24 protein-coding genes and 1 tRNA gene are annotated in these 25,304 nt (G+C 74.9%); 10 read left to right on the plus strand and 15 right to left on the minus strand.

Annotated features, from left to right (window positions below):
- Window positions 1–8 precede the first annotated feature (8 nt).
- The 3 genes from GSF02_RS06130 (at window position 9) to GSF02_RS06140 (ending at window position 1,758) form a co-directional block, all read left to right on the plus strand.
- A complete protein-coding gene (locus GSF02_RS06130; protein WP_159793812.1) occupies window positions 9–746 on the plus strand; it encodes an HD domain-containing protein in 738 nt (245 codons plus the stop codon).
- Between the two features lie 242 nt (window positions 747–988).
- On the plus strand, window positions 989–1,279 hold the full coding sequence (locus tag GSF02_RS06135; protein ID WP_159793814.1) for a WXG100 family type VII secretion target: 291 nt from the start codon (window positions 989–991) through the stop codon (window positions 1,277–1,279).
- A gap of 65 nt (window positions 1,280–1,344) precedes the next feature.
- Entirely contained in the window at window positions 1,345–1,758 is a 414-nt protein-coding gene (locus GSF02_RS06140; protein ID WP_159793816.1) for a GNAT family N-acetyltransferase, read from the plus strand.
- Between the two features lie 147 nt (window positions 1,759–1,905).
- On the opposite strand, the gene groL is transcribed toward GSF02_RS06140, so the two are convergent.
- From groL to GSF02_RS06160, 4 genes are all read right to left on the minus strand, one after another.
- Window positions 1,906–3,531: a chaperonin GroEL gene (gene groL / locus GSF02_RS06145; RefSeq protein WP_159793818.1), complete on the minus strand. Its 1,626-nt coding sequence runs from the start codon at window positions 3,529–3,531 to the stop codon at window positions 1,906–1,908.
- A gap of 358 nt (window positions 3,532–3,889) precedes the next feature.
- Window positions 3,890–4,093 (minus strand): cold-shock protein, encoded by a 204-nt coding sequence (locus GSF02_RS06150; RefSeq protein WP_159793820.1) that lies wholly within the window; start codon window positions 4,091–4,093, stop codon window positions 3,890–3,892.
- A 251-nt stretch (window positions 4,094–4,344) separates the two neighbouring features.
- On the minus strand, window positions 4,345–5,010 hold the full coding sequence (locus tag GSF02_RS06155; protein ID WP_159793822.1) for a LytR C-terminal domain-containing protein: 666 nt from the start codon (window positions 5,008–5,010) through the stop codon (window positions 4,345–4,347).
- Window positions 5,011–5,053: 43 nt separating this feature from the next.
- Window positions 5,054–5,377, minus strand: a complete 324-nt coding sequence (locus tag GSF02_RS06160) for a DUF3263 domain-containing protein (RefSeq protein ID WP_159793824.1) — start codon at window positions 5,375–5,377, stop codon at window positions 5,054–5,056.
- Between the two features lie 331 nt (window positions 5,378–5,708).
- Between GSF02_RS06160 and GSF02_RS06165 the strand changes: the two genes are divergently transcribed.
- Window positions 5,709–6,371 carry a uracil-DNA glycosylase gene (locus GSF02_RS06165; protein ID WP_159793931.1) on the plus strand — a complete coding sequence of 221 codons (663 nt, stop codon included), beginning with the start codon at window positions 5,709–5,711 and terminating at the stop codon, window positions 6,369–6,371.
- Window positions 6,372–6,436: 65 nt separating this feature from the next.
- Entirely contained in the window at window positions 6,437–7,372 is a 936-nt protein-coding gene (locus GSF02_RS06170; protein WP_408003864.1) for an SGNH/GDSL hydrolase family protein, read from the plus strand.
- Between the two features lie 101 nt (window positions 7,373–7,473).
- Here the strand turns inward: GSF02_RS06170 and GSF02_RS06175 are convergent.
- The 3 genes from GSF02_RS06175 to GSF02_RS06185 all read right to left on the minus strand — a co-directional run bounded on the left by GSF02_RS06175 (window position 7,474) and on the right by GSF02_RS06185 (window position 10,565).
- Window positions 7,474–7,549, minus strand: a tRNA-Thr gene (locus tag GSF02_RS06175).
- 150 nt (window positions 7,550–7,699) lie between these two features.
- A complete protein-coding gene (locus GSF02_RS06180; protein WP_159793828.1) occupies window positions 7,700–8,554 on the minus strand; it encodes a DsbA family protein in 855 nt (284 codons plus the stop codon).
- Window positions 8,555–8,708: 154 nt separating this feature from the next.
- The gene (locus GSF02_RS06185; RefSeq protein WP_159793830.1) at window positions 8,709–10,565 is read right to left on the minus strand and encodes a serine/threonine-protein kinase; all 1,857 of its coding nucleotides are present in this window, start codon (window positions 10,563–10,565) and stop codon (window positions 8,709–8,711) included.
- A gap of 215 nt (window positions 10,566–10,780) precedes the next feature.
- On the opposite strand from GSF02_RS06185, the gene GSF02_RS06190 reads away from it, so the two are divergent.
- The 4 genes from GSF02_RS06190 (at window position 10,781) to GSF02_RS06205 (ending at window position 15,982) form a co-directional block, all read left to right on the plus strand.
- The gene (locus GSF02_RS06190; RefSeq protein WP_235915402.1) at window positions 10,781–12,226 is read left to right on the plus strand and encodes an alpha,alpha-trehalose-phosphate synthase (UDP-forming); all 1,446 of its coding nucleotides are present in this window, start codon (window positions 10,781–10,783) and stop codon (window positions 12,224–12,226) included.
- Window positions 12,219–13,193: a trehalose-phosphatase gene (locus GSF02_RS06195; RefSeq protein WP_159793832.1), complete on the plus strand. Its 975-nt coding sequence runs from the start codon at window positions 12,219–12,221 to the stop codon at window positions 13,191–13,193. Before GSF02_RS06190 ends, GSF02_RS06195 begins: the two co-directional genes overlap by 8 nt.
- Before the next feature lie 214 nt (window positions 13,194–13,407).
- Complete coding sequence (locus GSF02_RS06200; RefSeq protein ID WP_159793834.1) at window positions 13,408–14,526, plus strand: ABC transporter ATP-binding protein; 1,119 nt, start codon at window positions 13,408–13,410, stop codon at window positions 14,524–14,526.
- Between the two features lie 211 nt (window positions 14,527–14,737).
- Window positions 14,738–15,982 (plus strand): DUF4032 domain-containing protein, encoded by a 1,245-nt coding sequence (locus GSF02_RS06205; RefSeq protein WP_159793836.1) that lies wholly within the window; start codon window positions 14,738–14,740, stop codon window positions 15,980–15,982.
- A gap of 7 nt (window positions 15,983–15,989) precedes the next feature.
- Here the strand turns inward: GSF02_RS06205 and rlmB are convergent, their stop codons facing one another.
- From rlmB to GSF02_RS06225, 4 genes are all read right to left on the minus strand, one after another.
- The gene (rlmB, locus tag GSF02_RS06210) at window positions 15,990–16,982 is read right to left on the minus strand and encodes a 23S rRNA (guanosine(2251)-2'-O)-methyltransferase RlmB (RefSeq protein WP_159793838.1); all 993 of its coding nucleotides are present in this window, start codon (window positions 16,980–16,982) and stop codon (window positions 15,990–15,992) included.
- A 43-nt stretch (window positions 16,983–17,025) separates the two neighbouring features.
- Window positions 17,026–18,501, minus strand: coding sequence for a cysteine--tRNA ligase (cysS, locus tag GSF02_RS06215; protein WP_159793840.1), 1,476 nt, complete (start codon window positions 18,499–18,501; stop codon window positions 17,026–17,028).
- Between the two features lie 53 nt (window positions 18,502–18,554).
- Complete coding sequence (locus tag GSF02_RS06220) at window positions 18,555–19,829, minus strand: low temperature requirement protein A (protein WP_235915403.1); 1,275 nt, start codon at window positions 19,827–19,829, stop codon at window positions 18,555–18,557.
- A gap of 93 nt (window positions 19,830–19,922) precedes the next feature.
- The gene (locus tag GSF02_RS06225) at window positions 19,923–21,155 is read right to left on the minus strand and encodes an alanine racemase (RefSeq protein ID WP_159793842.1); all 1,233 of its coding nucleotides are present in this window, start codon (window positions 21,153–21,155) and stop codon (window positions 19,923–19,925) included.
- A 56-nt stretch (window positions 21,156–21,211) separates the two neighbouring features.
- Here GSF02_RS06225 and GSF02_RS06230 point away from each other — a divergent pair, with 56 nt between their 5' ends.
- Window positions 21,212–22,600 carry a D-arabinono-1,4-lactone oxidase gene (locus tag GSF02_RS06230; protein WP_201308818.1) on the plus strand — a complete coding sequence of 463 codons (1,389 nt, stop codon included), beginning with the start codon at window positions 21,212–21,214 and terminating at the stop codon, window positions 22,598–22,600.
- On the opposite strand, the gene GSF02_RS06235 is transcribed toward GSF02_RS06230, so the two are convergent.
- Genes GSF02_RS06235 through GSF02_RS06250 form a run of 4 tightly spaced genes read right to left on the minus strand, consistent with a single transcriptional unit; the run spans window position 22,558 to window position 25,094 of the window.
- The gene (locus tag GSF02_RS06235; RefSeq protein ID WP_159793844.1) at window positions 22,558–23,295 is read right to left on the minus strand and encodes a TetR/AcrR family transcriptional regulator; all 738 of its coding nucleotides are present in this window, start codon (window positions 23,293–23,295) and stop codon (window positions 22,558–22,560) included. The genes GSF02_RS06230 and GSF02_RS06235 overlap by 43 nt on opposite strands.
- Entirely contained in the window at window positions 23,292–23,813 is a 522-nt protein-coding gene (gene ispF / locus GSF02_RS06240; protein WP_159793846.1) for a 2-C-methyl-D-erythritol 2,4-cyclodiphosphate synthase, read from the minus strand. The genes GSF02_RS06235 and ispF overlap by 4 nt, the downstream gene beginning before the upstream one ends.
- Window positions 23,810–24,565 carry a 2-C-methyl-D-erythritol 4-phosphate cytidylyltransferase gene (gene ispD, locus GSF02_RS06245; RefSeq protein ID WP_159793848.1) on the minus strand — a complete coding sequence of 252 codons (756 nt, stop codon included), beginning with the start codon at window positions 24,563–24,565 and terminating at the stop codon, window positions 23,810–23,812. Before ispD ends, ispF begins: the two co-directional genes overlap by 4 nt.
- Window positions 24,566–24,611: 46 nt before the next feature.
- On the minus strand, window positions 24,612–25,094 hold the full coding sequence (locus tag GSF02_RS06250; RefSeq protein WP_159793850.1) for a CarD family transcriptional regulator: 483 nt from the start codon (window positions 25,092–25,094) through the stop codon (window positions 24,612–24,614).
- Between the last annotated feature and the right edge of the window lie 210 nt (window positions 25,095–25,304).

Consider the following 25,304-nt stretch of genomic DNA (forward strand, 5'->3'; position numbering starts at 1 on the left):
TGATACAGATGGGCGTCAACTTCGCTGACGCACCGCAGTGGTTCCGTTCCTCGTTCACCCGTTCCGCTCTCGGGGCCGGCGCCACGGCGTCCGAGGCGGAGATCGGCGGCGTCGCCGACAGCCTCGTGGAGCGCTGGTCCGGTCCCGAGCGGCACTTCCACAACCTCAAGCACCTGGCCACCGTGCTGCACCGCGTCGACGAGCTGTCCCAGGAGACGCACGAGCCCGACCTGGTGCGGCTGGCCGCCTGGTACCACGGGGCCGTGTTCAGCGCCGACCGCAAGCTCGCGAGCGCGTTCAAGAACGGCGAGCAGACGACGGCGAGCGCGGAGCTGGCCCGCAAGGAGCTGACGGCGCTCGGGCTGCCCGAGAAGAACGTGGAGCGTGTCGCCCACCTCGTCGACACGCTGCTGTGGCACACCCCGGACCCGCGCGACACCGACAGCCAGGTGCTCAACGACGCCGACCTGTCGATGCTCGCCATCGAGCCGCAGCGCTACAAGCAGTACGTGGCGGCGGTGCGCGAGGAGTACGGCCACATCCCGCAGCGCGACTTCGTGCGGGCCCGCATCCGCGTGCTGCAGCGCCTCCTGGGCCGCAAGCAGATCTTCTCCAGCCCGATGGGCGGCGCGTGGGAGAACGCGGCCCGCCAGAACATCGAGGCCGAGCTGGCCCGGCTGCTCAAGGAGCAGGCGACGCTGCCGCCCGAGGACGTCGAGGGCTCGCCGGCTCCCCGCGCGTCCTGAGCCACCGGCCACGGGGCGTGCCGCGAGCCCCCGACCGGTGCAGCGCGTCCTTCGCCCTCGGGCGGAGGGCCGCGGCTCCGGCCGCCGCCGCGCCCCCACCACCCTGGTCGCTGTGCACACCCGCCCCGCGACGCCCGTCGTCCACCGCCGGCGTGCGGCGCCCGGCGCAGCGACACCCTGCGGCTCCTAACGTGACCGTGGGCCCGGACGCTCCGGGCCGCACGGGACGATCGGGAGGCACCATGCGGTACGAGGTCGACAGCGAGCGCGTCGCGCAGGCGAGCGCTGCCGTGCAGGGGTCCGTCGGAGCCATCCGCACGGAGGTCGCGGCGATGCTGCGTCACCTGCAGGACCTGCAGTCGGTGTGGCACGGCGGGGCCGCGACGGCGTTCGTCGGCGTCATGGGCCAGTGGCAGTCGGCGCAGACACAGGTGGAAGGCGCCCTCGACGCCGTCCAGACGGCGCTCGCCACGGCCGCCCGCACGTACGCCGACGCCGAGGCCCAGGCCAGCCGCCTCTTCGCGGCCGGCTGAGCGCGGCGTCCCGGTCGCGCCGCGGCGGCGCGGTGGCCGTCGGTGCTCGGTGCGACACTCGCCCGGTGACCGCCTTCGAGTTCTCCGCCGACCCCGACCGCCTCGACGTCGAGCACGTGCACCGGCTCCTGGCCGAGCACTCCTACTGGGCGCGTGGCCGGTCGCGCGCGGTGCACGACGCCGCCGTCGCGGGGTCGCGCAACTACGGGATCTACGACACCGCCACCGGCGCCCAGGTCGCCTACGCCCGCGTGGTCACCGACGGCGCGACGTTCGCCTGGCTGTGCGACGTCATCGTCGACCCCGCCGTGCGCGGCCGACGCCTCGGCGTGCGCCTCGTCGAGGGCGTCATGGCGGACCTGGAACCACTCGGCCTCAAGCGGGTCATGCTCAAGACGGCCGACGCCCACGGCCTGTACCGCAGGTTCGGCTTCGTCGACGTGGACGCCGAGGGGTGGATGGTGCGCGGCGCCCAGTAGCCGCAGCCGGCAGCGCCAGTCCGCAGCACGAAGGCTCGCCGCGGGCCCCGGGTACGACGCAGGCCCGCCGCCCCGGGATCTCTCCCAGGGCGACGGGCCTGCGTCGTGGTGCGGTAGCGCCCGCTCAGCGGGCGCTCACGGCCGGACTCAGAAGTCCATGCCGCCCATGCCGCCGTCGGCGCCCGGCGCGGCCGGAGCCTTCTCCGGCTTGTCCGCCACGACCGCCTCGGTCGTGAGGAACAGCGCGGCGATCGACGCGGCGTTCTGCAGCGCCGAGCGGGTCACCTTGACCGGGTCGTTCACGCCGGCGGCGAGCAGGTCCTCGTACTCGCCCGTGGCGGCGTTGAGGCCCTGGCCGGCGGGGAGGCTCTTGACCTTCTCCGCCACGACGCCGCCCTCGAGACCGGCGTTGACGGCGATCTGCTTGAGCGGGGCCGAGATGGCCGACTGGACGATCGCGGCACCGGTGGCCTCGTCGCCCTCGAGCTCGAGCTTGGCGAACGCGGCGGCGCCGGCCTGGATCAGGGCCACGCCACCACCGGCGACGATGCCCTCCTCGACCGCGGCCTTGGCGTTGCGGACGGCGTCCTCGATGCGGTGCTTGCGCTCCTTGAGCTCCACCTCGGTGGCCGCGCCGGCCTTGATGACGGCGACGCCGCCGGCCAGCTTGGCGAGGCGCTCCTGCAGCTTCTCGCGGTCGTAGTCGGAGTCCGACTTCTCGATCTCGCCACGGATCTGGTTGACGCGACCGGCGATGAGGTCGGCGTCGCCCGAGCCCTCGACGATCGTGGTCTCGTCCTTGGTCACGACGACCTTGCGGGCCTGGCCCAGCAGGTCCAGGGTCGCGTTCTCCAGCTTGAGGCCGACCGTCTCGGTGATGACCTGGCCGCCGGTGAGGATCGCGATGTCCTGCAGCATGGCCTTGCGGCGGTCGCCGAAGCCCGGGGCCTTGACGGCGACGGACTTGAAGGTGCCGCGGATCTTGTTCAGCACCAGGGTCGCCAGGGCCTCGCCCTCGACGTCCTCGGCGATGATCAGCAGCGAGCGGCCCTGCTTCATGACCTGGTCGAGGATCGGCAGCAGGTCCTTGACGTTCGAGATCTTCGACTCGACGAGCAGGATGTACGGGTCCTCGAGGACGGCCTCCTGGCGCTCCGGGTCCGTCTCGAAGTAGCGGGCGAGGAAGCCCTTGTCGAAGCGCATGCCCTCGGTGAGCTCGAGCTCCAGGCCGAAGGTGTTCGACTCCTCGACCGTGATCACGCCCTCCTTGCCGACCTTGTCGAGGGCCTCGGCGATGAGCTCGCCGATCGCCTGGTCGCCGGCGGAGATGGCGGCCGTGGCAGCGATCTCGTCCTTGGTCTCGATCTCCTTGGCGGCGTTGAGCAGCTGCTCGGTCACGGCCTCGGTGGCCTTCTCGATGCCGCGCTTGACGGCGATCGGGTTGGCGCCGGCGGCGACGACGCGCAGGCCCTCCTTGACCAGGGCCTGGGCCAGGACGGTCGCGGTGGTCGTACCGTCACCGGCGACGTCGTCGGTCTTCTTGGCGACCTCCTTGACGAGCTCCGCGCCGATCTTCTCGTACGGGTCCTCGAGCTCGATCTCCTTGGCGATGGAGACGCCGTCGTTCGTGATGGTGGGGGCGCCCCACTTCTTGTCGAGAACGACGTTGCGGCCCTTGGGGCCGAGCGTGACCTTGACGGTGTCGGCGAGCTGGTTGAGCCCGCGCTCCATGCTCCGACGAGCCTCCTCGTCGAAGGCGATGATCTTGGCCATGGGGACTGATCCTCCGCTGGGTGGATGACGGTCGGCCGGCGCCCGCGACGGACGACCCACGACGGCGCGTTCATGTCACGCCCCGCGCGGGCCTCACCTGACGACCCGAGTTCTTGCGTCACTCCCCGGTACGGATCCCGTGGTTCTGTCACTCGCAGCCGGAGAGTGCTAACGCCATTATTGGCACTCTCCGGTGACGAGTGCAAGACAGTCCGCCCGCGGCGGAACGGCGTCCATCACGGCGCCGTCCGGCCCCGCGCCGGCGGCCTGGGACGGTCTGCAGCACGGGCCGGCCCGGAAGACGTGGGGTGCGGCCGTCGTCGTGCGCGGACCCCCGCGCCGCCGGCGGCCGAGGCCGTCAGAGCGGACGGACCTGCTCGGCCTGCGGGCCCTTCTGGCCCTGGCCGACCTCGAACTCCACCTGCTGCCCCTCGTCGAGCGTCCGGTAGCCGTCGGTCTGGATGGAGCTGTAGTGGACGAACAGGTCCTGTCCGCCGGAGGTCGGGGTGATGAACCCGTACCCCTTCTCCGCGTTGAACCACTTGACGGTGCCCTGGGCCATGAACTTCTCCTTGTGCGTGCGCCGCGAGGCGCCTGTCCGCCTCGTGGTGCGCCACACCCTAGTGGCCTCGGTCACAGCGGGGGAAGGACGAACTGCGACCGTGTCGCGGCAGATCACCCGCCCTGCCGCCGCCCGACCACCCCCCCAGACGCGATCCGGGTCCGTGGGGGTCCGAGACAGAAGGGTCTGTCTCGGACCCCCAGGGACCCGGAATCGGCTGCGGCGTCAGGACGGTGCGCGGAGCGCGGGCGTCAGCCCGCGGGCGTGATGTCCGTGGCGAGCACGGCGGTCACCGCGGCGCCCTCGGCGAGGCCGCTGACCTGCCGGACGTTGGCGGGGTCGACGCCCAGGATCGCGGCGACGGCGGCGGCGGTGTCGCTGCGGCCCTCGACGTACAGCACGGTGTTCACCGTGGGCACATCGTTCGACGACGGGTTCGTGGGCAGGACGTTGGTGAAGCCGCGCCCAGCCAGCGCGTCGGCGCCCTTGGCCGCCAGCCCGTCGACCGGCGCCCCCACGATCGTCGAGGAGTTCACGATCCGGATCGGCGCGGCGACGTCGGCCGCGGCGACCAGCGTCGCGACGTCGGGCGTGCCGCTCGGGCTCGGCGACGTCTCCGGGGTGGCCGACGGCGCCGCAGGCTCCGACCCCTCGGGCGTGGCCTCGGGCGACGCGGACGCATCGCCCGGCGCGGACTGCGTCGTCCCGGGCTCGGCGGCGACCGACGGCGTGCCCGTGTCGCGCGACAGGAGCGACACCGCGCCGACGGCGATGCCGGCGCACACGACGGCGACGAGCAGGAACGGCCAGGCCTTGCTCCACCCGCTGCGCGGCGCCCGGTGCACACCGACCGGCGCGTCGTCGGGCCCGCGGACGTCGAACTCGTCGGGCGGGTACGAGTACTGGCTCTTGCTCACGGCGCCCAGGGTAGCGGCTCGGGGCAAGCGGCCGGCGGAGCCGTCAGGCGCGGTCGTCGGACAGGCGTCGTGCCGAGCGCGCCCGCTGGCGCGTCGCGCGCATGCGACGCAGCCGCTTGACCAGCATGGGGTCCGCGGCGAGCGCCGCCGGGCTGTCGATCAGCGCGTTGAGCACCTGGTAGTACCGCGTGGCCGACATGTCGAAAAGGTCACGGATCGCCTGCTCCTTGGCGCCCGCGTACTTCCACCACTGGCGCTCGAAGGCGAGGATCTCGCGGTCGCGCGCGGAGAGCTCGCCGGCGTCCTCGGCCGCCTCGGTGGCGCCCGGGGTGCCGGGCGCGACGTGCTGCACGACTGCCTCGCTCATGGGTTCCAGGGTACGCCGCAGGGAACGACACGGCTGTCATCCACGCGTGTCAGTACCAGCGCACGCCATGGCCCGCGCTCGTGCTGACAGCGGAACCGGTTCCTGTGATCGTCAGTACCAGCGCACGCCATGGCCTGCGCTGGTACTGACACGGGGAGGGCACCACGAAGCGGCGGGCACCGGCAGAGCGGCCGACCGGCCGACCGGCCGGGCACCCGAGCGGCGGGTAGCCTCGCCGTCCGTGGAGCCCGACAACCAGCCCGCGCCCTCGCCCGCCACCCAACCCGCCACCTCGCCGGCGGCCCCGCCGTCGTCGGCGGACCGGCCGCCGCTGTCGCAGGTGGTCGACCCCGGGTGGGCGGCGGCGCTGGCCGACGTCGAGCCGCAGATCCACGCGATGGGCGACTTCCTGCGCGCCGAGACCGCGGCCGGGCGCCAGTACCTGCCCGCGCCCGGCGACGTCCTCGCGGCGTTCCGCCGGCCGTTCGACCAGGTCAAGGTGCTGGTGGTGGGCCAGGATCCCTACCCCACGCCCGGCCACCCCATGGGCCTGTCGTTCTCGGTGCAGCCGCACGTGCGCCCGGTGCCGAAGTCGCTGGCCAACATCTTCACCGAGCTGATGGACGACGTCGGCGCGCCGGCACCGTCCAACGGCGACCTGCGCCCGTGGTCCGACCAGGGCGTGATGCTGCTCAACCGTGTGCTCACCGTGCGGCCGGGCGAGCCGGCGTCGCACCGCGGCAAGGGCTGGGAGGCGGTCACCGAGGCAGCGATCAAGGCGCTCGTGGCGCGCGGCGGCCCGCTCGTGGCGATCCTGTGGGGTCGCGACGCGGCGAGCCTCAAGCCGTGGCTGGACGACGTGCCGACGGTCGAGAGCGCGCACCCCAGCCCGCTGTCCGCCTACCGCGGGTTCTTCGGCAGCAAGCCGTTCTCCCGCGTCAACGCGCTGCTCGAGGCGCAGGGCGCCGCGCCGGTGGACTGGCGCCTGCCCTGACCCTGCCCATCTCACCCGTCCCGGGCCCTGCGGGCCGGCGGCGGGGCGGGTGCACAATGCTGGGCGTGACGACGCCTGATCCCACCTCCCCCGAGACGCCCGAGCCGGCGCGCACCGTCGCCGTCGAGCCGGACGCCGCAGCCACCGCCGCGGCCGAGGCCGCCGACCCCACCAGCCCTCCGCTGCGGTGGGCGCGGTACGTCGCCGTCGGCGACTCGTTCTCGGAGGGTCTGTGGGACCCGTACCCGTACGACGACGGCACGCCGGCGCCGGCGGGCACCGCGTCCGAGGCGAAGCAGCGCGGGTGGGCCGACCGCCTGGCCGACGCCCTGTCGGCGCGGCGGGCGGCGGCCGGGCAGCCGCCGCTGGAGTACGCCAACCTCGCCATCCGGGGGCGCCTGCTGCACCAGATCCTCGACGAGCAGGTGCCGAGCGCGCTGGCCGCCGAGCCGGACCTGGTCTCGCTCGTGGGCGGCGGCAACGACATCCTGCGCCCCAACGCCGACATCGACGCGCTGTCGGCCGAGCTCGAGGACGCCGTCGTGCGCATCCGCGCGACCGGCGCCGACGTGCTGCTGGCCGCCGGCTTCAAGGCGGGCGGCGCGCTGGCGTTCACGCACGGGCGCACCGGCGTCTACAACTCCAACATCTGGTCGATCGCGCGCCGCCACGGCGCGTACGTGCTGGACCTGTGGGGGCTGCGCGCGCTGTTCGACCTGCGGCTGTGGAGCGACGACCGCCTGCACCTGACGCCGGAGGGCCACGACCGCGTGGCCCAGGCCGCGCTCGTCGCGCTCGGGCTGGAGCCCGACGACGCCCGGTTCGACGCGCCGCTCGACCCCGCCCCGCCCGTGCCCTTCGTGGAGAAGGCCCGCGCCGACGCGCAGTGGGCGCGCACCCACGTGGTGCCGTGGATCGAGCGACGGATCCGGCGCACCTCGAGCGGCGACGGCCGGCCGGCGAAGTGGCCGGAGCCGACGCGCTGGCAGCCGTGGGGCTGAGCAGCGGCGCTGCACATCGCGTCAGGGTCGGTTCCGCCATCGCGACGATGGCGGAACCGACCCTGACGTGATTCCAGATCCGGATCCGGTCCGGGCTGCGGTGGAGCCGCCTGTCGGGTTCGAACCGACGACCTTCCGTTTACAAGACGGGAGCTCTACCAGCTGAGCTAAGGCGGCGAGGCGCGGACCAGACTACCTGGCCGGCCGCGTCCGCCGAGGCCCGCGGGGCGTGAGGACGCGCACCGGGTCGCGGCCGGGAAGCCACGAGGCCCCGGCGACCGATCCGGTCGCCGGGGCCTCGCCGTCAGCGTGTCGCGCCGCGACGCGTCACTCGCCGCTCGCCTGCGCGACGGCGGTGGTCAGCGCGGTCGGGTCGGTCCAGTTGCCGTCCCAGCGCTGGCCGTCGAGCGTGAGCGTCGGCGTGCCGAACGCGTTGCTCTGGGGGTTGTAGAGGGACTCGTCGTCCGTGGCCGCCTGCGAGGCCGAGTAGACCCACTGGCCGTAGGTGTCCACCGCGGTGCCGTCGCTGATGCCGTCGGCGACGCTCTGCGGCACCCCGGCCTGCACGGCGAGGTCGGCGATCTCCTCGTCGGTCAGGCCCTCGGTGTTCTCCTTCGGCTGGTTGGCGAACATCGCGTCGTGGAAGTCGAGGAACTGCTCCGGCGCCCGGTCGGCCACCCAGGCGGCGGCCGCGGCGGAGCGGGTCGAGAAGTTGGAGCCGGCCGAGGCGCGGTCGAGGATCGAGACGGGGTGGAACAGCACGGTGGCGTCGCCGTTCTCGATCATCTGGTCGACCGACTGGCCGTTGGCGTCCTCGAACTGCCCGCAGATCGGGCACATGTAGTCGAAGTAGATGCCGACCGTCGGCGCGCCGTCGGTCGTGGTCCCGGCCGCCCCGTCGGTGCCCACCGGGATGCCGCCGTCGTCCTGCGCCGTCGCGGGGGCCTGGGTGACCTCGGCCAGCGGGACGTCGTCGAAGTCGAAGCGCGCGGAGCGCTCGTTGCCCTGCATGAGCACGAAGACGAACACGCCCGCGAGCGCCAGGACGGCGACGCCGAGCGCGCTGAGGGTGATCGTGCGGTTGCGCCGGTCGCGCGCTGCCTGCTTCTGCTTGAGGGCGAGGGCCTCGGCGCGCGCGGCCTCGCGGCGCTGCGCCTTGGTCAGGTTCGAGCTGTTCGACATCGTGGTCCTTCGTTCGGGCACACTGCCGCGCGTCCGGTGGCGGCTGCCTCAGCCTACCGGCGGGTTCGGACGGGCGGACCTGGGGTTCACCACCACAACGGACGAGGACCCGTCCCGGTTCAACCGGCGGCCGGGCGACGCCGCGACGGTCCCGCTACGCGATCTCCGGCGGGCCGGGCAGCGGCCACCAGTCGATCTGCGGCGCCGCGCCGAGCGCCGGTGCGGCGAGCACCCCCGCGAGCACCAGGCACACGACCACGAAGACCGCGGCGCCCACCCGTCCGGGCGCCAGCCGCCCGAGCAGCACGCGCCCGCCGAGCCGCGCCGGCCGGCCCGCCGGCCCGAACCACGCGGCGAGCGCGGCGAGCACCATGGCCGCCGCCAGCACGCCGCAGAACACGAGCGTCTCGTTCATGCCGCCCACCGACCGGGCCTCGACGTCGACGCGCGGCAGCACCACGACGCGCCCCGCGCCGAACAGCCACCAGCCCCCGACGACGACCACGACGGCGGTGCAGGCGGAGACGACCACCTGCGGGATCGCCCCCAGCACCCCGAGCAGCACGTGCCACGGCAGCGCGACCGCCGCCAGCACGCCGTCGGACCCGCGCGGCCCGCCGTTCCGCTCGCGGCGCGCGTGCCAGCGGTCCCACGCCGTGCCGACCACGCGGCACAGCAGGAGCAGGCCGACCAGGACGGCGAACGCCACCCCGGGGCGGGTGGCGGCCAGCGCGGCCAGCGGCGCGACCGCCGCGAGCAGGCTCCCGGTGCGCCGCCGGGTGGCGGGCCGCGCGTACGGCACCGCGGGCGCCGGCTCCTCGGGCTCCGGCGCGTCGGGCAGCGCCTCGTACGGCTGGTAGCGGGCCTCGACCTGCGGGATCGGGCCGGTGACCGGCCGCACGCTGCCGAGCGGGACCGCCTGGGTGAGCCCGTCGTGGGCGGCGGCGCGGTCCCGGTCGATCGCCGTCGCGCGCGCGTCAGCGCTCGTCGCAGGCGGGATCGACGGCGGCGCGACGAGCTGCGTGGGGGCGCCGAGCAGCCGCGTCGGCGCGCCCAGCGGCTGCGTCGGGTCGTCGTGGGCGGCGATGCGCTGGGTCGCCTCGTCGTCGCCGGCGAGCGGGTCGCCGGCGAGGATCGCGGCGTGCGAGGCGTCGTCGGCGTCGCGGCGCAGCGCGCGGGCCACCTCGGTGGGCCCCCAGCGGGTCGCCGGGTCGGCCTGCAGCGCGCCGGCCAGGGCCCGGGCGGTGCGCGCCGGCAGCCCGACGAGGTCCGCGCGCCCCTCGCGGGAGCGGCGCAGCACCTGGTCGGTGGGCCGCACGCCGAAGGGCGAGCGCCCCGTGGCGGCGAAGGCCAGCAGCGCGGCCCAGCTCCACCAGTCCGACTCCGGCGTGGGCGCGCCGCCGTCGAGGAGCTCGGGCGCCAGGTAGCCGGGCGTGCCGATGACGAAGCCCGGCGAGGTGAGCGCCGCGCGGGGCTCCTCGAGCGCCTGCGCGATGCCGAAGTCGATGAGGACCGGCCCGTTGGGCGTGATGAGCACGTTGGACGGCTTGAGGTCACGGTGCACGACGCCGGCCAGGTGCACCGCCTCCAGCGCCCCGGCGAGCTGGTCGGCCAGCTCGTACAGGTCGACGGCGTCGAGCGGGCCCCCCTGGTCGATCTCCCGCTCGAGCGTGGGCCCCTCGTACAGGTCGGTGACGACGAACGCCTCGGGCCCGTCCAGCTCGGCGTCGAGCACCTGGGCGACGGCGGGGTGGCGCAGCCGCTGCAGCGCGAGCACCTCACGGCGCAGCCGCTCGCGCCCGACGGGGTCGGCGTCGAGGTGGGCGTGCAGGATCTTCAGGGCCACGAGGTGGCCGCCGCCGTCGGCGGCCTCGTAGACCGCCCCCATCGCGCCCCGCCCGAGCAGCGAGCGGATCGTGTAGCCACCGACCTCGGCGCCCGTGGAGAGGCGCGCGGGCGGCGTCGCCGCGGGCTGCTCCGCGGGCCCGGCACCACCCTCGCCCTCTCCCATGGAGCACACGGTAGTGCGCCGGGCAGGCGAGGTGCCGGGCGGCACGCGGCTGTCCGGTTCGTCCGTTCTCGACCGGTGGAGATCCTGCTCTCGGTCTACTCTGGCGAGAGCAAAGGACACGCGAAAACGACCGGGAGGAAATCCCATTGAACGGCAAAGGACCGTCCGTCGACAGCGCCACGGGGACGGAGGCGCCGCGCGGTGAGGTGCCGCGCGTGAGCGAGCCCGGAGGGTCCGACGGCTACGACTTCGTCGTCGTGGCGAACCGGCTGCCGGTGGACTTCTCCGTGCGGTCCGACGGCGGGGTCGACTGGCAGCGGTCACCCGGCGGCCTCGTGACGGCGCTCGAGCCCGTCATGCAGCACAACGAGGGCGCGTGGGTCGGCTGGTCCGGCGCGCCCGACCTCGCCCACGAGCCGTTCGACGCCGACGGGATGCGCCTGGTCCCGGTGACGCTCAGCGCCGAGGAGATCCAGCGGTACTACGAGGGCTTCGCCAACGACACGCTGTGGCCGCTGTACCACGACGTCGTCGCCACCCCGTCGTACCACCGCGCCTGGTGGGACGCCTACCGCGCCGTCAACCAGCGGTTCGCCGACGCCGCCGCCGCCCAGGCGGCGCAGGGCGCCGTCGTGTGGGTGCACGACTACCAGCTCCAGCTGGTGCCGAAGATGCTGCGCGACCTGCGGCCCGACCTGCGCATCGGCTTCTTCGACCACATCCCGTTCCCGCCCATCGAGCTGTTCCAGCAGCTGCCGTGGCGACGCCAGATCGTCGAGGGCCTCCTCGGCGCCGACCTCCTGGGCTTCCAGCGCGGCGGCGACGCGTCCAACTTCATCCGCGCCGTGCGCCGCCTGACCGACTACACCACCCGCGGGCCGATCGTCACGCTGACCGACGCCGACGGGCGGCCGGGCCGGCACGTGCGGGCGGCGGCCTTCCCCATCTCCATCGACTCCCACCGCTTCGACGCCCTCGCGCGCACCCCCGAGGTGCAGCAGCGCGCCAAGGAGATCCGCTCCGAGCTCGGCGACCCCGACGTCGTCATGCTCGGCGTCGACCGCCTCGACTACACCAAGGGCATCCGCCACCGCATCAAGGCCTACGGCGAGCTGCTGCAGGACGGCCGGCTCGACGTCGAGCGCTCGACCCTGGTGCAGGTGGCCAGCCCGAGCCGCGAGAACGTGGGCGCCTACCAGGAGCTGCGCGAGCAGGTCGAGGGCCTCGTGGGCCGCATCAACGGCGAGTTCGGCGAGTACGGGCACGCCGCGATCAGCTACATGCACCACTCCTACCCGCCCGAGGAGATGGCTGCCCTGTACCTGGCGGCCGACGTCATGCTCGTCACCAGCCTGCGCGACGGCATGAACCTCGTGGCCAAGGAGTACGTGGCGGCCCGCTCCGACGAGCGCGGCGTGCTGGTGCTCTCGGAGTTCACCGGCGCGGCCGACGAGCTCGCGCCCGGACCGGTGCTGATCAACCCGCACGACATCGACGGCATGAAGGACGCGATCGTCGCCGCGGCGCAGATGGACCCGCGCGAGCAGCGCCGGCGCATGCGGCGCCTGCGCCGCCGGGTGATGAGCGACGACGTCGCGAAGTGGGCCGAGAGCTTCCTCGGCGTGCTCACGGCCCTGCCGCACCGCAGCAGCCATGTCTGAGCCCGCGGCGTCGCCCACGACGGAGGCCCCGACGGAGGCCACGACGGAGGCTGCGACGGGGCTGTCCGACGGCCTGGCCGACGCGCTCGCGGCGCTCGCCGCGCCCGACGGCGCCGCGGTGCTGGTGGGCCTCGACTTCGACGGCACGCTCGCGCCGCTGGTGGACGACCCGACAGCGTCGGCGATGACGCCGGCGGCCCGCGCCGCCGTGACGCGGCTCGCCGCGCTGCCGGCCGCCGCCGGAGCCCGGCTGGCCCTGGTCTCGGGGCGCGACCTCGCCGACCTGGCCGCGCGCGCCGCGCCGCCCGCCGGCACGTACCTGGTCGGCAGCCACGGCGCCGAGACGGGGCACGTGCGGGCGGCCGAGGACGCCGGCGGCGCGCACCGCACTGACGACGGCACTGACGACGGCACTGACGACGGCACTGACGACGGCGCCGGCTCGACCCGGGTCGACGCGGTGCCCGTGCGCCTGGAGCCGGAGCAGGCCGCCGCGCTCGAGCGGCTGGTCGCCGGCCTCGAGCGGGTCGCTGCCGGCACCGAGGGCGCCTGGGTGCAGACGAAGCCGAGCGCCGCCGTGCTGCACACCCGCCGCTCCCCGCGCGACGCCGCGCGCGACGCCGTCGCGCGGGCCGACGCCGTCGTCGCCGAGCTGGGGCTGCACGCCCTGCACGGCAAGGACGTGGTCGAGGTCGCGGTGCTGCCCACCGACAAGGGGTCGGCGCTCGCGCGCCTGCGCGACGTCGTCGCGCAGGACGCCGGCGCGCCCGCGGTGCGCGTGCTGTACGCCGGCGACGACACCACCGACGAGCACGCCTTCGAGGCCCTCCGGCCGGGCGACGTGACGGTCAAGGTCGGCGCCGGCGACACGGTCGCCGCGCACCGCGTGGCGGACGCCGACGGCGTGGCGGCGGCGCTCGAGCACCTCGCCGACCTGCTGGGACGTCGCCTCGCGGAGGGTGCCTGAGGCCATCGTGACCGACCCGTGACCTGGTTCACACTGTGGCCCGCCCCACGGCCGGGGTACAGTCGGGCCAGCCGCCTCGGCGGCACCGGCGCCCCGCGGGGCGCCGGACAACTGAACACCTAGTGTCAACGCCGACACGACTGTCGTGAACGCAGCGGCACCCGACCACAACGGATCGTCCGGCACGTACCTGCCGGTGGAGGGACTACCACTCATGGCTACGGTCACTTTCGACCACGCGACGCGCGTCTACCCGGGCACCGAGCGCCCCGCCGTCGACCAGCTCAACCTGCACATCGAGGACGGCGAGTTCCTCGTCCTCGTCGGCCCGTCGGGCTGCGGAAAGTCCACGTCGCTGCGCATGCTGGCCGGCCTCGAGGACGTCAACGGGGGCCGGATCCTCATCGGCGACCGCGACGTCACCGACGTCCAGCCGAAGGACCGCGACATCGCGATGGTGTTCCAGAACTACGCCCTGTACCCGCACATGTCCGTGGCGGACAACATGGGCTTCGCGCTGAAGATCGCCGGCACCCCGAAGGCCGAGATCCGCCAGCGCGTCGAGGAGGCTGCCAAGATCCTCGACCTCACCGAGTACCTCGACCGCAAGCCGAAGGCCCTCTCGGGTGGTCAGCGTCAGCGCGTCGCCATGGGCCGCGCGATCGTGCGCCAGCCGCAGGTGTTCCTCATGGACGAGCCGCTGTCGAACCTCGACGCCAAGCTCCGCGTGCAGACCCGTACGCAGATCGCGTCGCTGCAGCGCCGCCTCGGCGTCACCACGGTCTACGTCACCCACGACCAGACCGAGGCCCTCACGATGGGCGACCGCATCGCGGTGCTCAAGGGCGGCGTGCTCCAGCAGGTCGGCACCCCGCGCGAGATGTACGACGCGCCGGCCAACGTGTTCGTCGCCGGCTTCATCGGCTCGCCGGCCATGAACATCGGCACGTTCGACGTCAAGGAGGGCGCGGCGCTCGTCGGCAACGCGCAGATCCCGCTCGAGCGCTCCATGGTCGCCGGCCTCACGGACGCCGACGCCGGCAAGGTCACCGTCGGCTTCCGTCCCGAGTCGCTCGACGTCGTGCCGAGCGGCACGCCGGGCTCGTTCCAGGTCCAGGTCAACATCGTCGAGGAGCTCGGCTCCGACGCCTACGTGTACGGCTCGCTCCAGAGCGACCTCGGCACGGGCGAGCTCTCGGCGGGCGACTCCGACCAGGTCATCGTGCGCATCAACCCGCGCGACGTGCCGATGAAGGGCGACATCATCAACGTGGCCATCAAGGCCGGCCACGAGCACGTGTTCTCGGCCTCGTCGGGCAACCGTCTCGGCTGAGACAGGCAGTGACGGCGGGCGCCCCGGCGCCCGCCGCACCCGGGAGGGCGGGTCCGGCGTCGCCGGGCCCGCCCTTCGCGTTCCCGACCGGACGCCGCGCCCGTGCACGCGTCCCTGCGCATAGGGTGGACGACGGCGCGCCGCGGCGACCGCCGCCCCCGCGCCCACCGAGACCACCAGCACGCACCACCGCACGACCCTGAGGACCCCCGTGGAGAACCTCCAGATCACCGCCGCGCGCCCGGAGGCCGCGCTCCTCGACCTGCCCTGGAACGTGGCGCTCGAGGACTGGCCGACCGACGTGCTCGCCGCGCTGCCCCGCGGCATCTCCCGGCACGTGGTCCGGTTCGTCAAGCTGCGCGGCCGGGTGCTGGCCGTCAAGGAGACGCGGGACCACTACGCGTTCCGCGAGTACGAGCTGCTGCGGCGCCTCAACAAGCTCGAGGTGCCCTGCGTCGTGCCCGTCGGCGTCGTCACGGGTCGGCACACGGAGGACGGCGAGCCGCTCGAGGCGGCCATCGTGACCGAGCACCTGGCGTTCTCGCTGCCGTACCGCGCGGTGTTCAGCAAGTCGCTGCAGCCGGACACGGCCACACGGGTGATCGACGCGCTCGCCGTGCTGCTCGTGCGCGTGCACCTGGCCGGCTTCTACTGGGGCGACGTCTCGCTGTCGAACACGCTGTTCCGCCGCGACGCCGACCAGTTCGCCGCATACCTGGTGGACGCCGAGACCGGCGACCTGCACCGCGAGCTCAGCGCCGGCCAGCGCATGTACGACCTCGACCTGGCCCGCACCAACATCATCGGCGAGCTCATGGACCTCGCGGCCGGCGAGCTGCTGGACGAGGAGGCCGACGAGGTCGCGATCGGCGACGCGCTCGTCGACCGGTACACGGAGCTGTGGGACGCCATCACCGCCGTCGAGTCCTTCTCCGCGGACGAGCACTGGCGCGTGGACGAGCGCATCCGCCGCCTCAACGACCTGGGCTTCGACGTCGGCGAGCTGACCATCGTCACCGACATCGACGGCACGACCGTGCAGATCGAGCCGAAGGTCGTCGACCCCGGCCACCACTCGCGCCGCCTGCTGCGCCTGACCGGCCTGGACGTCCAGGACAACCAGGCCCGGCGGCTGCTCAACGACCTGGACGCCTGGCGCGCGGCGACCGACCGGCTCAACGACTCCGAGCAGCTCGTGGCGCACGACTGGCTGCTGCACTCCTTCGAGCCGACGATCGAGGCGGTGCCGCGCGACCTGCGCCGCAAGCTCGAGCCGGCGCAGCTGTACCACGAGATCCTCGACCACCGCTGGTTCCTGTCCCAGCGCCTGCACCGCGACGTGCCGATGCCCGAGGCCGCGCGCTCCTACGTCGAGGAGGTGCTGCGGCACCGGCCCGACGAGCAGGCGGTGCTGGGCCTGCCGCCCGAGCGGGCGTACGAGGCCGAGGTCGGCTGACCCCTCGTCAGGACTCCGCGCGGCGGGCCTTGGCCACCTCGTACAGCGTGATGCCGGCGGCCACGCCGGCGTTGAGCGACTCCACCGCCGCGTCGTCGATCGGGATGGACGCGACGACGTCGCACGACTCGCGCACCAGGCGGGACAGGCCCTTGCCCTCCGAGCCGACGACCAGCACGAGCGGCTCGGTCGCGAGCTGGAGGTCGCCCACCTCGGTGTCGCCACCGCCGTCGAGGCCGACGACGAAGCAGCCGGCCTTCTTCAGCTCCGCCAGCGCGCGGGTCAGGTTCGTCGCGCGCGCCACCGGCACGTGCGCGGCCGCGCCGGCCGAGACCTTCCACGCCGAGGCGGTGACGCCGGCCGCGCGCCGCTCGGGCACCAGCACCCCGTGCGCGCCGAACGCGCCGGCCGAGCGCAGCACGGCGCCGAGGTTGCGCGGGTCGGTGACGCCGTCGAGCGCGACGATCAGCGCCGGGCGTCCGGACACCTCGGCGGCGTCGAGCAGGTCGTCGACGTCGGCGTACTCGTACGGCGGCACCTGCACGGCCACGCCCTGGTGCACCTGGCCGTCGGTGAGCCGGTCGAGCTCGGGCTTGGTGGTCTCCAGCAGCGCCAGCCCGCGGCCCGCGGCGATCTGCAGGATCTCGCGGGTGCGGTCGTCGTGGTCGATGCGGCTCGCGACGTGCAGCGCGGTGACCGGCACGTCGGTGCGCAGCGCCTCGAGCACGGCGTTGCGGCCGGCCACGACCTCGGCGCCGTCGGTGGCGCGGCGGGTGCCCCGCGCGACGCCCTTGGCCGCGCCCTTGCGGGCCTCGGCCGCCTTGCGCCGCTCGGCCTCCTGCTTGCGCTTGTACGCGACGTGGTAGGTGCGGTCCTCCGCCTTGGGCGTGGGGCCCTTGCCCTGCAGCGCCTTGCGGCCGTGGCCGCCCGTGCCGACCTGGGCGCCCTTCTTGGTGCCCGCCTTGCGGGTCGCGCCGGGGCGCCGGGTGTTGCCTGCCATGTGTGGTCCTCGAGACGTGGATTCGTGGTTCGGTCGGCCGGCGTCAGTCGGCCAGGGTCCAGCGGGCCCCGTCGGGCCCGTCCTGGACGACGACGCCGGCCGCGGCGAGCCGGTCGCGGATCGCGTCCGACGTCGCCCAGTCCTTGGCCGCGCGGGCCGCGGCGCGCGCGTCGAGCTCGGCGGCCACCAGCGCGTCCAGCGCGGTGCGGGTCTTGTCGGCCCCGCCGCCGGCCGCGGCCCCGCCGGCCCAGTGCGGGTCCTGCGGGTCCAGGCCGAGCACGTCGAGCATCGCCCGCACCGTGACGAGCTCGTCGCGCACCGCGGCGTCGGCCTCCGCGCCGGCCGGCTGGGCCAGCGCGGTGTTGCCGGCCCGCAGGTGCTCGTGCACGACGGCGAGGGCGGCGGGGGTGTTGAGGTCGTCGTCCATCGCGGCGACGAAGCCCTCGGGCAGCTCGGCCTTGGCGATCTCGTCGCGCGGCACGGTACCGACGCGCTCGGTGGCGCGCTCGACGAACCCGGTGAGGCGGTCCCACGTGGCGCGGGCCTCCTCGAGGGTGTCGGGGGCCCACTCGAGCATCGAGCGGTACTGCACCGACGCGATCGCGTAGCGGACGACCGGCGCCGGCGCGGCGGCCAGCACGTCGGCCACCAGCAGCCCGTTGCCGAGCGACTTGCTCATCTTCACGCCCGACTGCGTGATCCACGCGCTGTGCATCCAGCGCCGCGCGAACGGGTAGCCGGCCGCGCGCGACTGCGCCTGCTCGTTCTCGTGGTGCGGGAACCGCAGGTCCAGGCCGCCGCCGTGGATGTCGAACTCGTCGCCCAGGTAGCGCTGCGCCATGGCCGAGCACTCCAGGTGCCAGCCGGGCCGGCCGCGGCCCCACGGGGTGTCCCAGGAGGCGGTGGCGGGCTCGTCCGGCTTGGCGGCCTTCCACAGCGCGAAGTCGTGCGGGTCGCGCTTGGCGGCCGCCGGGTCGGCGACGGCGGCGTCCGCCGCGCCCGCCCCGTCGTCCGTGGGCTCCGGCGCGAGGTCCTCCAGGCGCTGGCGCGTGAGCTCGCCGTAGGCCGGCCAGGAGCGGACGTCGAACCACACGTTGCCCGCGCCGGTCGAGTACGCGTGCCCCCGCTCCACCAGCCGCTGCATCAGCTCGACCATCTGCGGCACGTGCTGGGTGGCGCGCGGCTCGTACGTGGGCGGCAGCACGCCCAGGGCGTCGTAGGCGGCGGTGAACACCCGCTCGTAGTGCGCGGCGTGCGCCCACCACTCGACGCCCGCCGCGGCGGCCTTGGCGAGGATCTTGTCGTCGATGTCGGTGATGTTGCGCACCAGCGTGACCCGGTAGCCCGAGCGCTCCAGCCAGCGGCGCAGCACGTCGAACGCGACCGACGGGCGCAGGTGGCCGACGTGCGGGGGCGCCTGCACGGTCGCGCCACAGACGTAGATGCCGACCTGGCCGGGGGTCCGGGGCACGAAGTCGGACACGTCGCGCGTGGCGGTGTCGTAGAGGCGGAGAGTCACCCGACCAGGGTACCGGGACGGCGCCGTCCCGCGGCGGGCGCGGCGGGCGCCGGTCAGCGCTCGAGCATCTGCGCCAGGTGGCGGTGGCCCACGGTCTCGTACCCGACGACGGTGATCGCCGGCGCGAGCATGACCAGCAGCAGCGCCCACGCCGTCGAGGCACCGAGCGCCACGGCGACGACGGCCGCCGCGAGCGTCAGCACCGCCCCGCCCACCAGCCAGGAGTGCAGCGGGTCGAACGACCGCAGCAGCACCCAGAACAGCAGGTAGTCGGCCACGACGAACACCAGCACCGGCACGGCCACCGCCAGCACGCCGCCCACCGGCCCGATCGCGGAGTGCCCGTCGAGCGCGGAGGCCACCACGTGCAGCCCGGCGCCGACGGCCGCGAGCGCCGCGAGCACCGCCATGTGCCCGTACCCCCAGGCGAAGGCGCGCTCGCGGTGGCGGTGCAGCACCTCCCCCGACGGGGTGATGTAGTACGTCCACCACAGCCCGAAGGTCAGGCCGATCCCGGCGACCGCCACGAGGGCGGCGTCGAGCGTCCACCCGGACCCGTCGACGGCGGCGGACAGCGAGGCCACCGTGCCGATCACGCCCTCGCCGAGCGTGATGATGGCGAGCAGCCCGTAGCGCTCGGCGATGTGGTGCGCGTGCCACGGCGTCATGCCCTCGTCCACCGCGACGCGCCGCTCGGCCACCCACGGCCCGACCATCTCCACGACCACGAGCGCGGAGCCCGCGGCGAAGAACGCGGCGACGCCCACCGGTGCGACGGCCAGGACCACCCAGCCGACCTGCGCCACCACGAGCGCCCCGGCGTAGGCGTGGCAGGTGCGCCGGTACCGCGGCGCCTGGCGCGCGGCCCGCAGCCACTGCACCAGCATGGCCAGCCGCATGACGACGTAGCCGCCGACCATGACCTCGTTGTGCACGCGCTCGCCGTCGTCGAGGGAGGCGAACATCTGCGGCAGCCCCAGGGCCAGGACGACCACGCCGACCATCTGCGCCATCGTCATGACGCGGTAGACCCAGTCGTCGGTGTCGAACGCCGAGGCGAACCAGGAGAAGTTGATCCAGGCCCACAGGATCGCGAACATCGAGAACGCGAAGCCCACGACGCCGGAGGCGACGTGCCCCTCGGCCAGCAGGTGGGCGGCCTGCTCCCCCGCGATGCCGAAGGCGACCACGAACGCGAGGTCGAAGAGCAGCTCCAGCGGCGTGGCGACGCGCGCCGGCTCGTGGGGGTCGCGCCCGCTCATGACGCGCACGGCGTGGCCGCGGGGCGACGGCGCCACCGCGGGCCCGCGCACCGGTTCGTCGGTCATGGGGCCATGGAACACCGGCGCGGCGGCCCTGTCAGCGACCCCGCCCGGGTGACATCCGCCGGCGCCCGCGCCGCCGGACGGCGCCGGACGGCGTCAGACGAAGGCGCGCCCCTCGCCGCGGTAGGTGGGCACGACGTCGACCACCGCGTTGCCGCGCACCAGGTGCGCGGCGGTGACGTGCTCCATGAGCTCGCCGGCCTTGGCGTGCCGGAACCAGACGCGGTCCCCCACCGCCAGCTCCGCGGCGCCCCGCCGGCGCGTCCGGCGCAGCGGCGTCTGGACCTCCCCCGCCCCCTCGCGGCGGCTCAGCCCCCAGCCCGGCGTCACGGGCCGCGGCAGCCGCGACGGCCCGGCCCGGCCGGAGGCCACGTACCCGCCGCCGAACGCCGTCGCCCAGCCGGGCCCGGGCAGGCGGACCACGTCGAGCCCGAAGAACGCGGCAGGGCGGGGCTCGAACGCGTCGTACCGGTCGAAGGTGGCGGGCACGAACAGGCCGCTGCCGGCGGTCACCTCGGTGACGCCCGGCCCGGCCGACGAGACCTCGAGCGAGCCGGTGCCGCCCGCGTTGACCAGCTCCGCGGGGCGCCCGACGGCGTCGCGCAGGGCGGCGAGCACCGCGGTGCGCCGCGCCGCGACCTCGGGCAGCGACAGCCGCTTGACCGCGCGCACCACCGGCCCCGTGTCCGGCAGCCCGGCCACCTGCGCCTCGTACGTCATGACGCCGCGCACCCGCAGGCCGGGCAGGTCCTCGACCTGGCGGGCCAGGGCCGCCACCTGCGCCGGCGTGCGCAGCGGGGAGCGCCGGGTGCCCAGGTGGGTACGCCACGGGCCGACGCCCAGGCGCAGCGAGGCGTCGACGTCGAGGCAGACCGCGACGTCGGGCCCCGGTGGGGCGGCGGCCAGCGCCGCGGCGGCGCGCCGGGCCTGGGCGACGTCGTCGACCATCAGCGTGACCTGGGCCCGCGCCCCCTGGTCGCGCGCGAGGTCCGCAAGGGCCCCGGCGTCGACGGCGGGGTACCCGACCAGGGCGTCGCGCACGCCGTGGCGCACGAGCCACAGCGCCTCGGGCAGCGACGTGGTCATCACGCCCGCGAACCCGGCCGCCAGCGCCCGCTCGGCGAGCGCGCGCACGCGCACCGACTTGGTCGCCAGGCGCACGGGGACACCGCCGGCGCGGCGCAGCACGTCGGCGGCGTTCGCGTCGAAGCGGTCGAGGTCGACGACGGCGAGCGGCGCGGCGACCTGGGCGGTCGCTGCCGTCAGCCGGGCCGCGACGCCGGCGGCCGGGCTCGTCGGCCGCCGGGTCCGCGGCTGCGCCGTGGTCATGGCGGCACGGTACACCCGGGCTGTGTGACGCAGGTCGCACATGGCAGACTGCCCGGGTGAGCGAACCCCGGCTGTGGGAGAACTGGGGCCGGACGACTGCCGCTGCCCCCGCCCGGCTGGCGGTCCCGCGCGACGAGGCCGACCTGTCGTCGGCCGTGGCGTCCGCCGCGCGCGAGGGCCTGCACGTGCGCGCGGTCGGCGCCGGGCACTCGTTCACCCCCGCCGTCGTCACCGACGGCCTGCTGGTGGACCTGCAGCACCTGCGCGGCATCGAGGCCGTGGAGCGCCGGCACGACGGCACCGCCCGCGTGACGGTCCGGGCCGGCACCCGCCTGTACCACCTGCACCACCTGCTGGCCGCGCACGGGCTGGCGATGACGAACCTCGGCGACATCGACCGGCAGACGCTGGCCGGGGCCATCGCGACGGGCACGCACGGCACGGGCGCGCGCCACGGCGGGCTGTCCGGCCAGGTCTCGGGCCTGCGCCTCGTCGGCCCCGACGGCGCGGTGCGGCAGGTCGGCGTCGACGCCCCGCCGGGCAGCCCCGACCGCGAGCTGTTCGAGCTCTCCCGGCTGGGCCTCGGCACCACCGGCGTCGTCAGCGCCGTCGAGCTCGAGGTGGTGCCCGCGTTCTGGCTGCGGGCGCGCGAGGAGCCGTGGCCGATGGGCCGCGTGCTGGAGGACGTCGAGGCGTTCGCCACCAGCGCCGACCACGCCGAGCTGTACTGGTTCCCCGGCACGCGCCGCGCCCTGACGATGCGCAACGACCGGCTCTCCCCCGACGAGGCCGCCGACTGGGCGACCGGCCGCTCGGGGCTCAAGGGTCGGCTGCGCGGCGTGCGCCAGGAGGCCCGCGACCTGCTCGACGGCGAGCTGCTGTCCAACGGCGTGTTCGAGCTGGCCAACCGGCTCGCGACGGCGGCGCCCGGGCTCACCCGCGGCCTCAACCGGGTCTCGTCGCGCGCGCTGGGCGCGCGCGAGCGCGTCGGGCCGTCCTACGAGATCTTCTGCCACCGCCGCCGCGTCCGGTTCCGGGAGATGGAGTACGCCCTGCCGCGCGCGGCGCTGGCGGACGTGGTGCGGGAGCTCGACGCGTGGCTGCGGCGCTCGTCGGAACCGGTGCCGTTCCCGGTGGAGGTGCGCTTCGCGCCGCCGGACGACGTCTGGCTCTCGACCGCGCGCGGGCGCGAGACCGCCTACGTGGCGGTGCACCAGTACGTGCGGATGCCGCACCGGCGCTGGTTCGCCGCGGCCGAGGCCGTCTTCCTCGCCGCCGACGGCCGCCCGCACTGGGGCAAGCTGCACCACCGCACGGCCGCCGACCTGCTCGAGCACTACCCGCTGCACGACGTCGCGCGGGTGCGGCGCACCGTCGACCCCGACGGCGTCTTCCGCAACGGCTACACCGATGCGGTGCTGGGGCTGCCGGGGCCGTCGCTGTAGGTGCCGCCTGCGGCGTCGGCCGGGCTCGTGCGCCCGTCGTCGGGCTGCGCGACCTCGTCGTCGCCGTCCCACGGCAGGGGCGGGCCGTCGGGGTTCACGGCGTACGAGACCACCATCTCGGCCATGGCGTGGAACGCCTGCAGCGCCGCCTCGTCGTCGCCGTCCACCAGCCAGCTCAGCTCGATGCCGTCGTTCATCGCGGACACCACGCGGGAGAGCACGTCGGGGTCGATGCGGTAGACGACACCGGTCGCCCGCGCGACGCCGACGACGATCCGGCGCACGAGCTGGACCGAGGCCTCCACGTGCGCGAGGGCGGTGGGGTGCAGCGCGGGGTTGCGCGCGCCGGTGATGGCGATCTCCAGCAGCAGCAGCCGCGTCGAGCGCCACCGCTTGAGGCCCTCGAGCAGCGCCTCGGCGCACCGGTGCACCAGCGTGCGGAAGTCCAGCCCCGCCTCGGCACCCTGCCGCACGGCGTCGTTGATCTGCTCGGACGCCCTGACGGCGATCGAGTGCCCCATGGCGTCGAGCAGCTCGTCCTTGTCCTGGAAGCAGTAGTGCACGGTGCCGAGCGAGACGCCCGCCTCCTGCGCCACGGCCCGCACGGTCACCGCCTCGACCCCCGCCTGCGCCGCCACGCGCAGCGCGGCGTCGACGAGCTGGGCACGCCGCTCCGCGAGCGGCTTGCGGCTCACGAGGCCACCGCGACGACCAGCGCCGTCGCCACCGCCGCGACGCCCTCGCCGCGCCCGGTCAGGCCGAGCCCGTCCGTCGTCGTCGCCGTCACCGACACCGGGGCGCCGACGGCGTCGCTCAGCGCGGCCTGCGCCTCAGCCCGGCGCGGGCCGATCTTGGGGCGGTTGCCGACCACCTGCACCGCGACGTTGCCGATCTCGAAGCCGGCGGCGCGCACGCGGCGCGCGGCCTCGGCGAGCAGCACCGTGCCGGCCGCGCCGGCCCACTGCGGCTCGCTGGTGCCGAAGTGGGACCCGAGGTCGCCGATGCCGGCGGCGGAGAACAGCGCGTCGGCCGCCGCGTGCGCGGCGACGTCGGCGTCGGAGTGGCCCTCGAGGCCGCGCTCGCCCGGCCAGTGCAGCCCGGCCATCCACAGCTCGCGGTCGGAGCCCTCGGGCGCGAACGCGTGCACGTCGACGCCCACGCCCGTGCGGGGCAGGCCGGCACTGGGCAGCCCGCCGGCCGCGGACGCCGTCATGCCACCCGCCCGGCGTAGAGCGCGGCGAGGTGCATGTCCCGCTCCGTGGTGATCTTCATGGCCGCCTCGTCGCCCGCCACGACGACGACGCGCTCCCCGAGCGCCTCGACGAGCCCGGCGTCGTCGGTGGCGGCGAGGTGGTCGGCCCCGGCGCGGGCCGCTCCGGCGGCGTGCGCGCGCACCAGCAGGTCGCGGTCGAAGCCCTGCGGCGTCTGGACGGCCCTCAGGACGGCCCGCTCGGGGGTCCCGGTCACGGGCTCGACGGCGGCAGTGGCCGCCTCGCTCGCGTGCGCGCCGGCCGTCTGGTGCTCGCCCCTGGACACGGTCTTGATGGTATCGACGACCGGCAGACCAGGCACGACGGCCGGGTGACCGGCGCGGACGGCGGCCACGACGCGCCGCACGAGCGCGGCGGGGGCGAAGGGACGGGCGGCGTCGTGCACCAGCACGACGTCCACGTCGGCGCCGGCGTGCGCCAGGCCCGCGGCGACCGACGCCTGGCGCGTGGCTCCGCCGTCGACCACCTCGAGCGGCAGGCCCACGAGCGGGTCCGCGGCGAGCAGGTCGCGGACGCCGGCGGTCGCGCCGGGCGGCGCGGTGACGACCAGCTCGTCGACGACGCCCGAGGCGGCGAGGCGGCGGGCGGCGTGCAGGACGAGCGGGACGCCGTCGACCTGGACCAGCGCCTTGGGGAGGTCTCGACCGAGGCGCGTGCCGGAGCCGGCGGCGGTGAGGATCGCGAGGGTGCTCATCACAGGGCTCCGCCCCGGTCGCGCGGGGCGGCCGGGGCGGGGACGGTCAGGAGGCGAGCACCTCGTCGAGGATGGCCTCGGCCTTGTCCTCCTCCGTGTGCTCGGCCAGCGCCAGCTCGGAGACGAGGATCTGCCGGGCCTTGGCCAGCATCCGCTTCTCGCCGGCGGACAGGCCGCGGTCGGCGTCGCGGCGCGACAGGTCGCGCACGACCTCGGCCACCTTGATGACGTCGCCCGACGCGAGCTTCTCGAGGTTCGCCTTGTACCGGCGCGACCAGTTCGTCGGCTCCTCGGTGTACGGCGCGCGCAGCACCTCGAACACCTTGTCGAGGCCCTGCTGGTCCACGACGTCGCGCACGCCCACGAGGTCCACGTTCTCCGCCGGGACCTCGATGGTCAGGTCGCCCTGGGCGACCTTCAGCTTGAGGTACATCTTCTCTTCGCCGCGGATCTTGCGCGTCTTGATCTCCTCGATCAGCGCGGCACCGTGGTGCGGGTAGACAACCGTCTCGCCTACTTCGAAAGTCATCTGCAGATGTCCCCTTTCCCAGGGACCGAGTCTACCATGCGCCGTTTCACGACCCTCCGGGCCACCGCCCCGCCGACCCTCGCCGCCACCGGTGTCTTCGCAGGTCAGGGCGCTGCGGGCGGGTGACTTCGTGGCGCTCGGCACCCCGCGTCCCGAGCGCCCGGATCCGGCACTAGGATGAACCGGGGCGCTGCCCCTCCCGAACCCCGC

It is taken from the genome of Puerhibacterium puerhi (genome assembly GCF_009846865.1).
Taxonomy (GTDB): Bacteria; Actinomycetota; Actinomycetes; order Actinomycetales; family Cellulomonadaceae; genus Puerhibacterium; species Puerhibacterium puerhi.

Coding starts and splice junctions, on each gene's coding strand:
- GSF02_RS06130 (WP_159793812.1), top strand. CDS start 9: ATGGGCGTCAACTTCGCTGACGCACCGCAGTGGTTCCGTTCCTCGTTC.
- GSF02_RS06135 (WP_159793814.1), top strand. CDS start 989: ATGCGGTACGAGGTCGACAGCGAGCGCGTCGCGCAGGCGAGCGCTGCC.
- groL (WP_159793818.1), bottom strand. CDS start 3,531: ATGGCCAAGATCATCGCCTTCGACGAGGAGGCTCGTCGGAGCATGGAG.
- GSF02_RS06150 (WP_159793820.1), bottom strand. CDS start 4,093: ATGGCCCAGGGCACCGTCAAGTGGTTCAACGCGGAGAAGGGGTACGGG.
- GSF02_RS06160 (WP_159793824.1), bottom strand. CDS start 5,377: ATGAGCGAGGCAGTCGTGCAGCACGTCGCGCCCGGCACCCCGGGCGCC.
- GSF02_RS06180 (WP_159793828.1), bottom strand. CDS start 8,554: ATGTCGAACAGCTCGAACCTGACCAAGGCGCAGCGCCGCGAGGCCGCG.
- GSF02_RS06185 (WP_159793830.1), bottom strand. CDS start 10,565: ATGGGAGAGGGCGAGGGTGGTGCCGGGCCCGCGGAGCAGCCCGCGGCG.
- GSF02_RS06195 (WP_159793832.1), top strand. CDS start 12,219: ATGTCTGAGCCCGCGGCGTCGCCCACGACGGAGGCCCCGACGGAGGCC.
- GSF02_RS06200 (WP_159793834.1), top strand. CDS start 13,408: ATGGCTACGGTCACTTTCGACCACGCGACGCGCGTCTACCCGGGCACC.
- rlmB (WP_159793838.1), bottom strand. CDS start 16,982: ATGGCAGGCAACACCCGGCGCCCCGGCGCGACCCGCAAGGCGGGCACC.
- GSF02_RS06220 (WP_235915403.1), bottom strand. CDS start 19,829: ATGACCGACGAACCGGTGCGCGGGCCCGCGGTGGCGCCGTCGCCCCGC.
- GSF02_RS06225 (WP_159793842.1), bottom strand. CDS start 21,155: ATGACCACGGCGCAGCCGCGGACCCGGCGGCCGACGAGCCCGGCCGCC.
- ispF (WP_159793846.1), bottom strand. CDS start 23,813: ATGACGGCGTCCGCGGCCGGCGGGCTGCCCAGTGCCGGCCTGCCCCGC.
- ispD (WP_159793848.1), bottom strand. CDS start 24,565: ATGAGCACCCTCGCGATCCTCACCGCCGCCGGCTCCGGCACGCGCCTC.
- GSF02_RS06250 (WP_159793850.1), bottom strand. CDS start 25,094: ATGACTTTCGAAGTAGGCGAGACGGTTGTCTACCCGCACCACGGTGCC.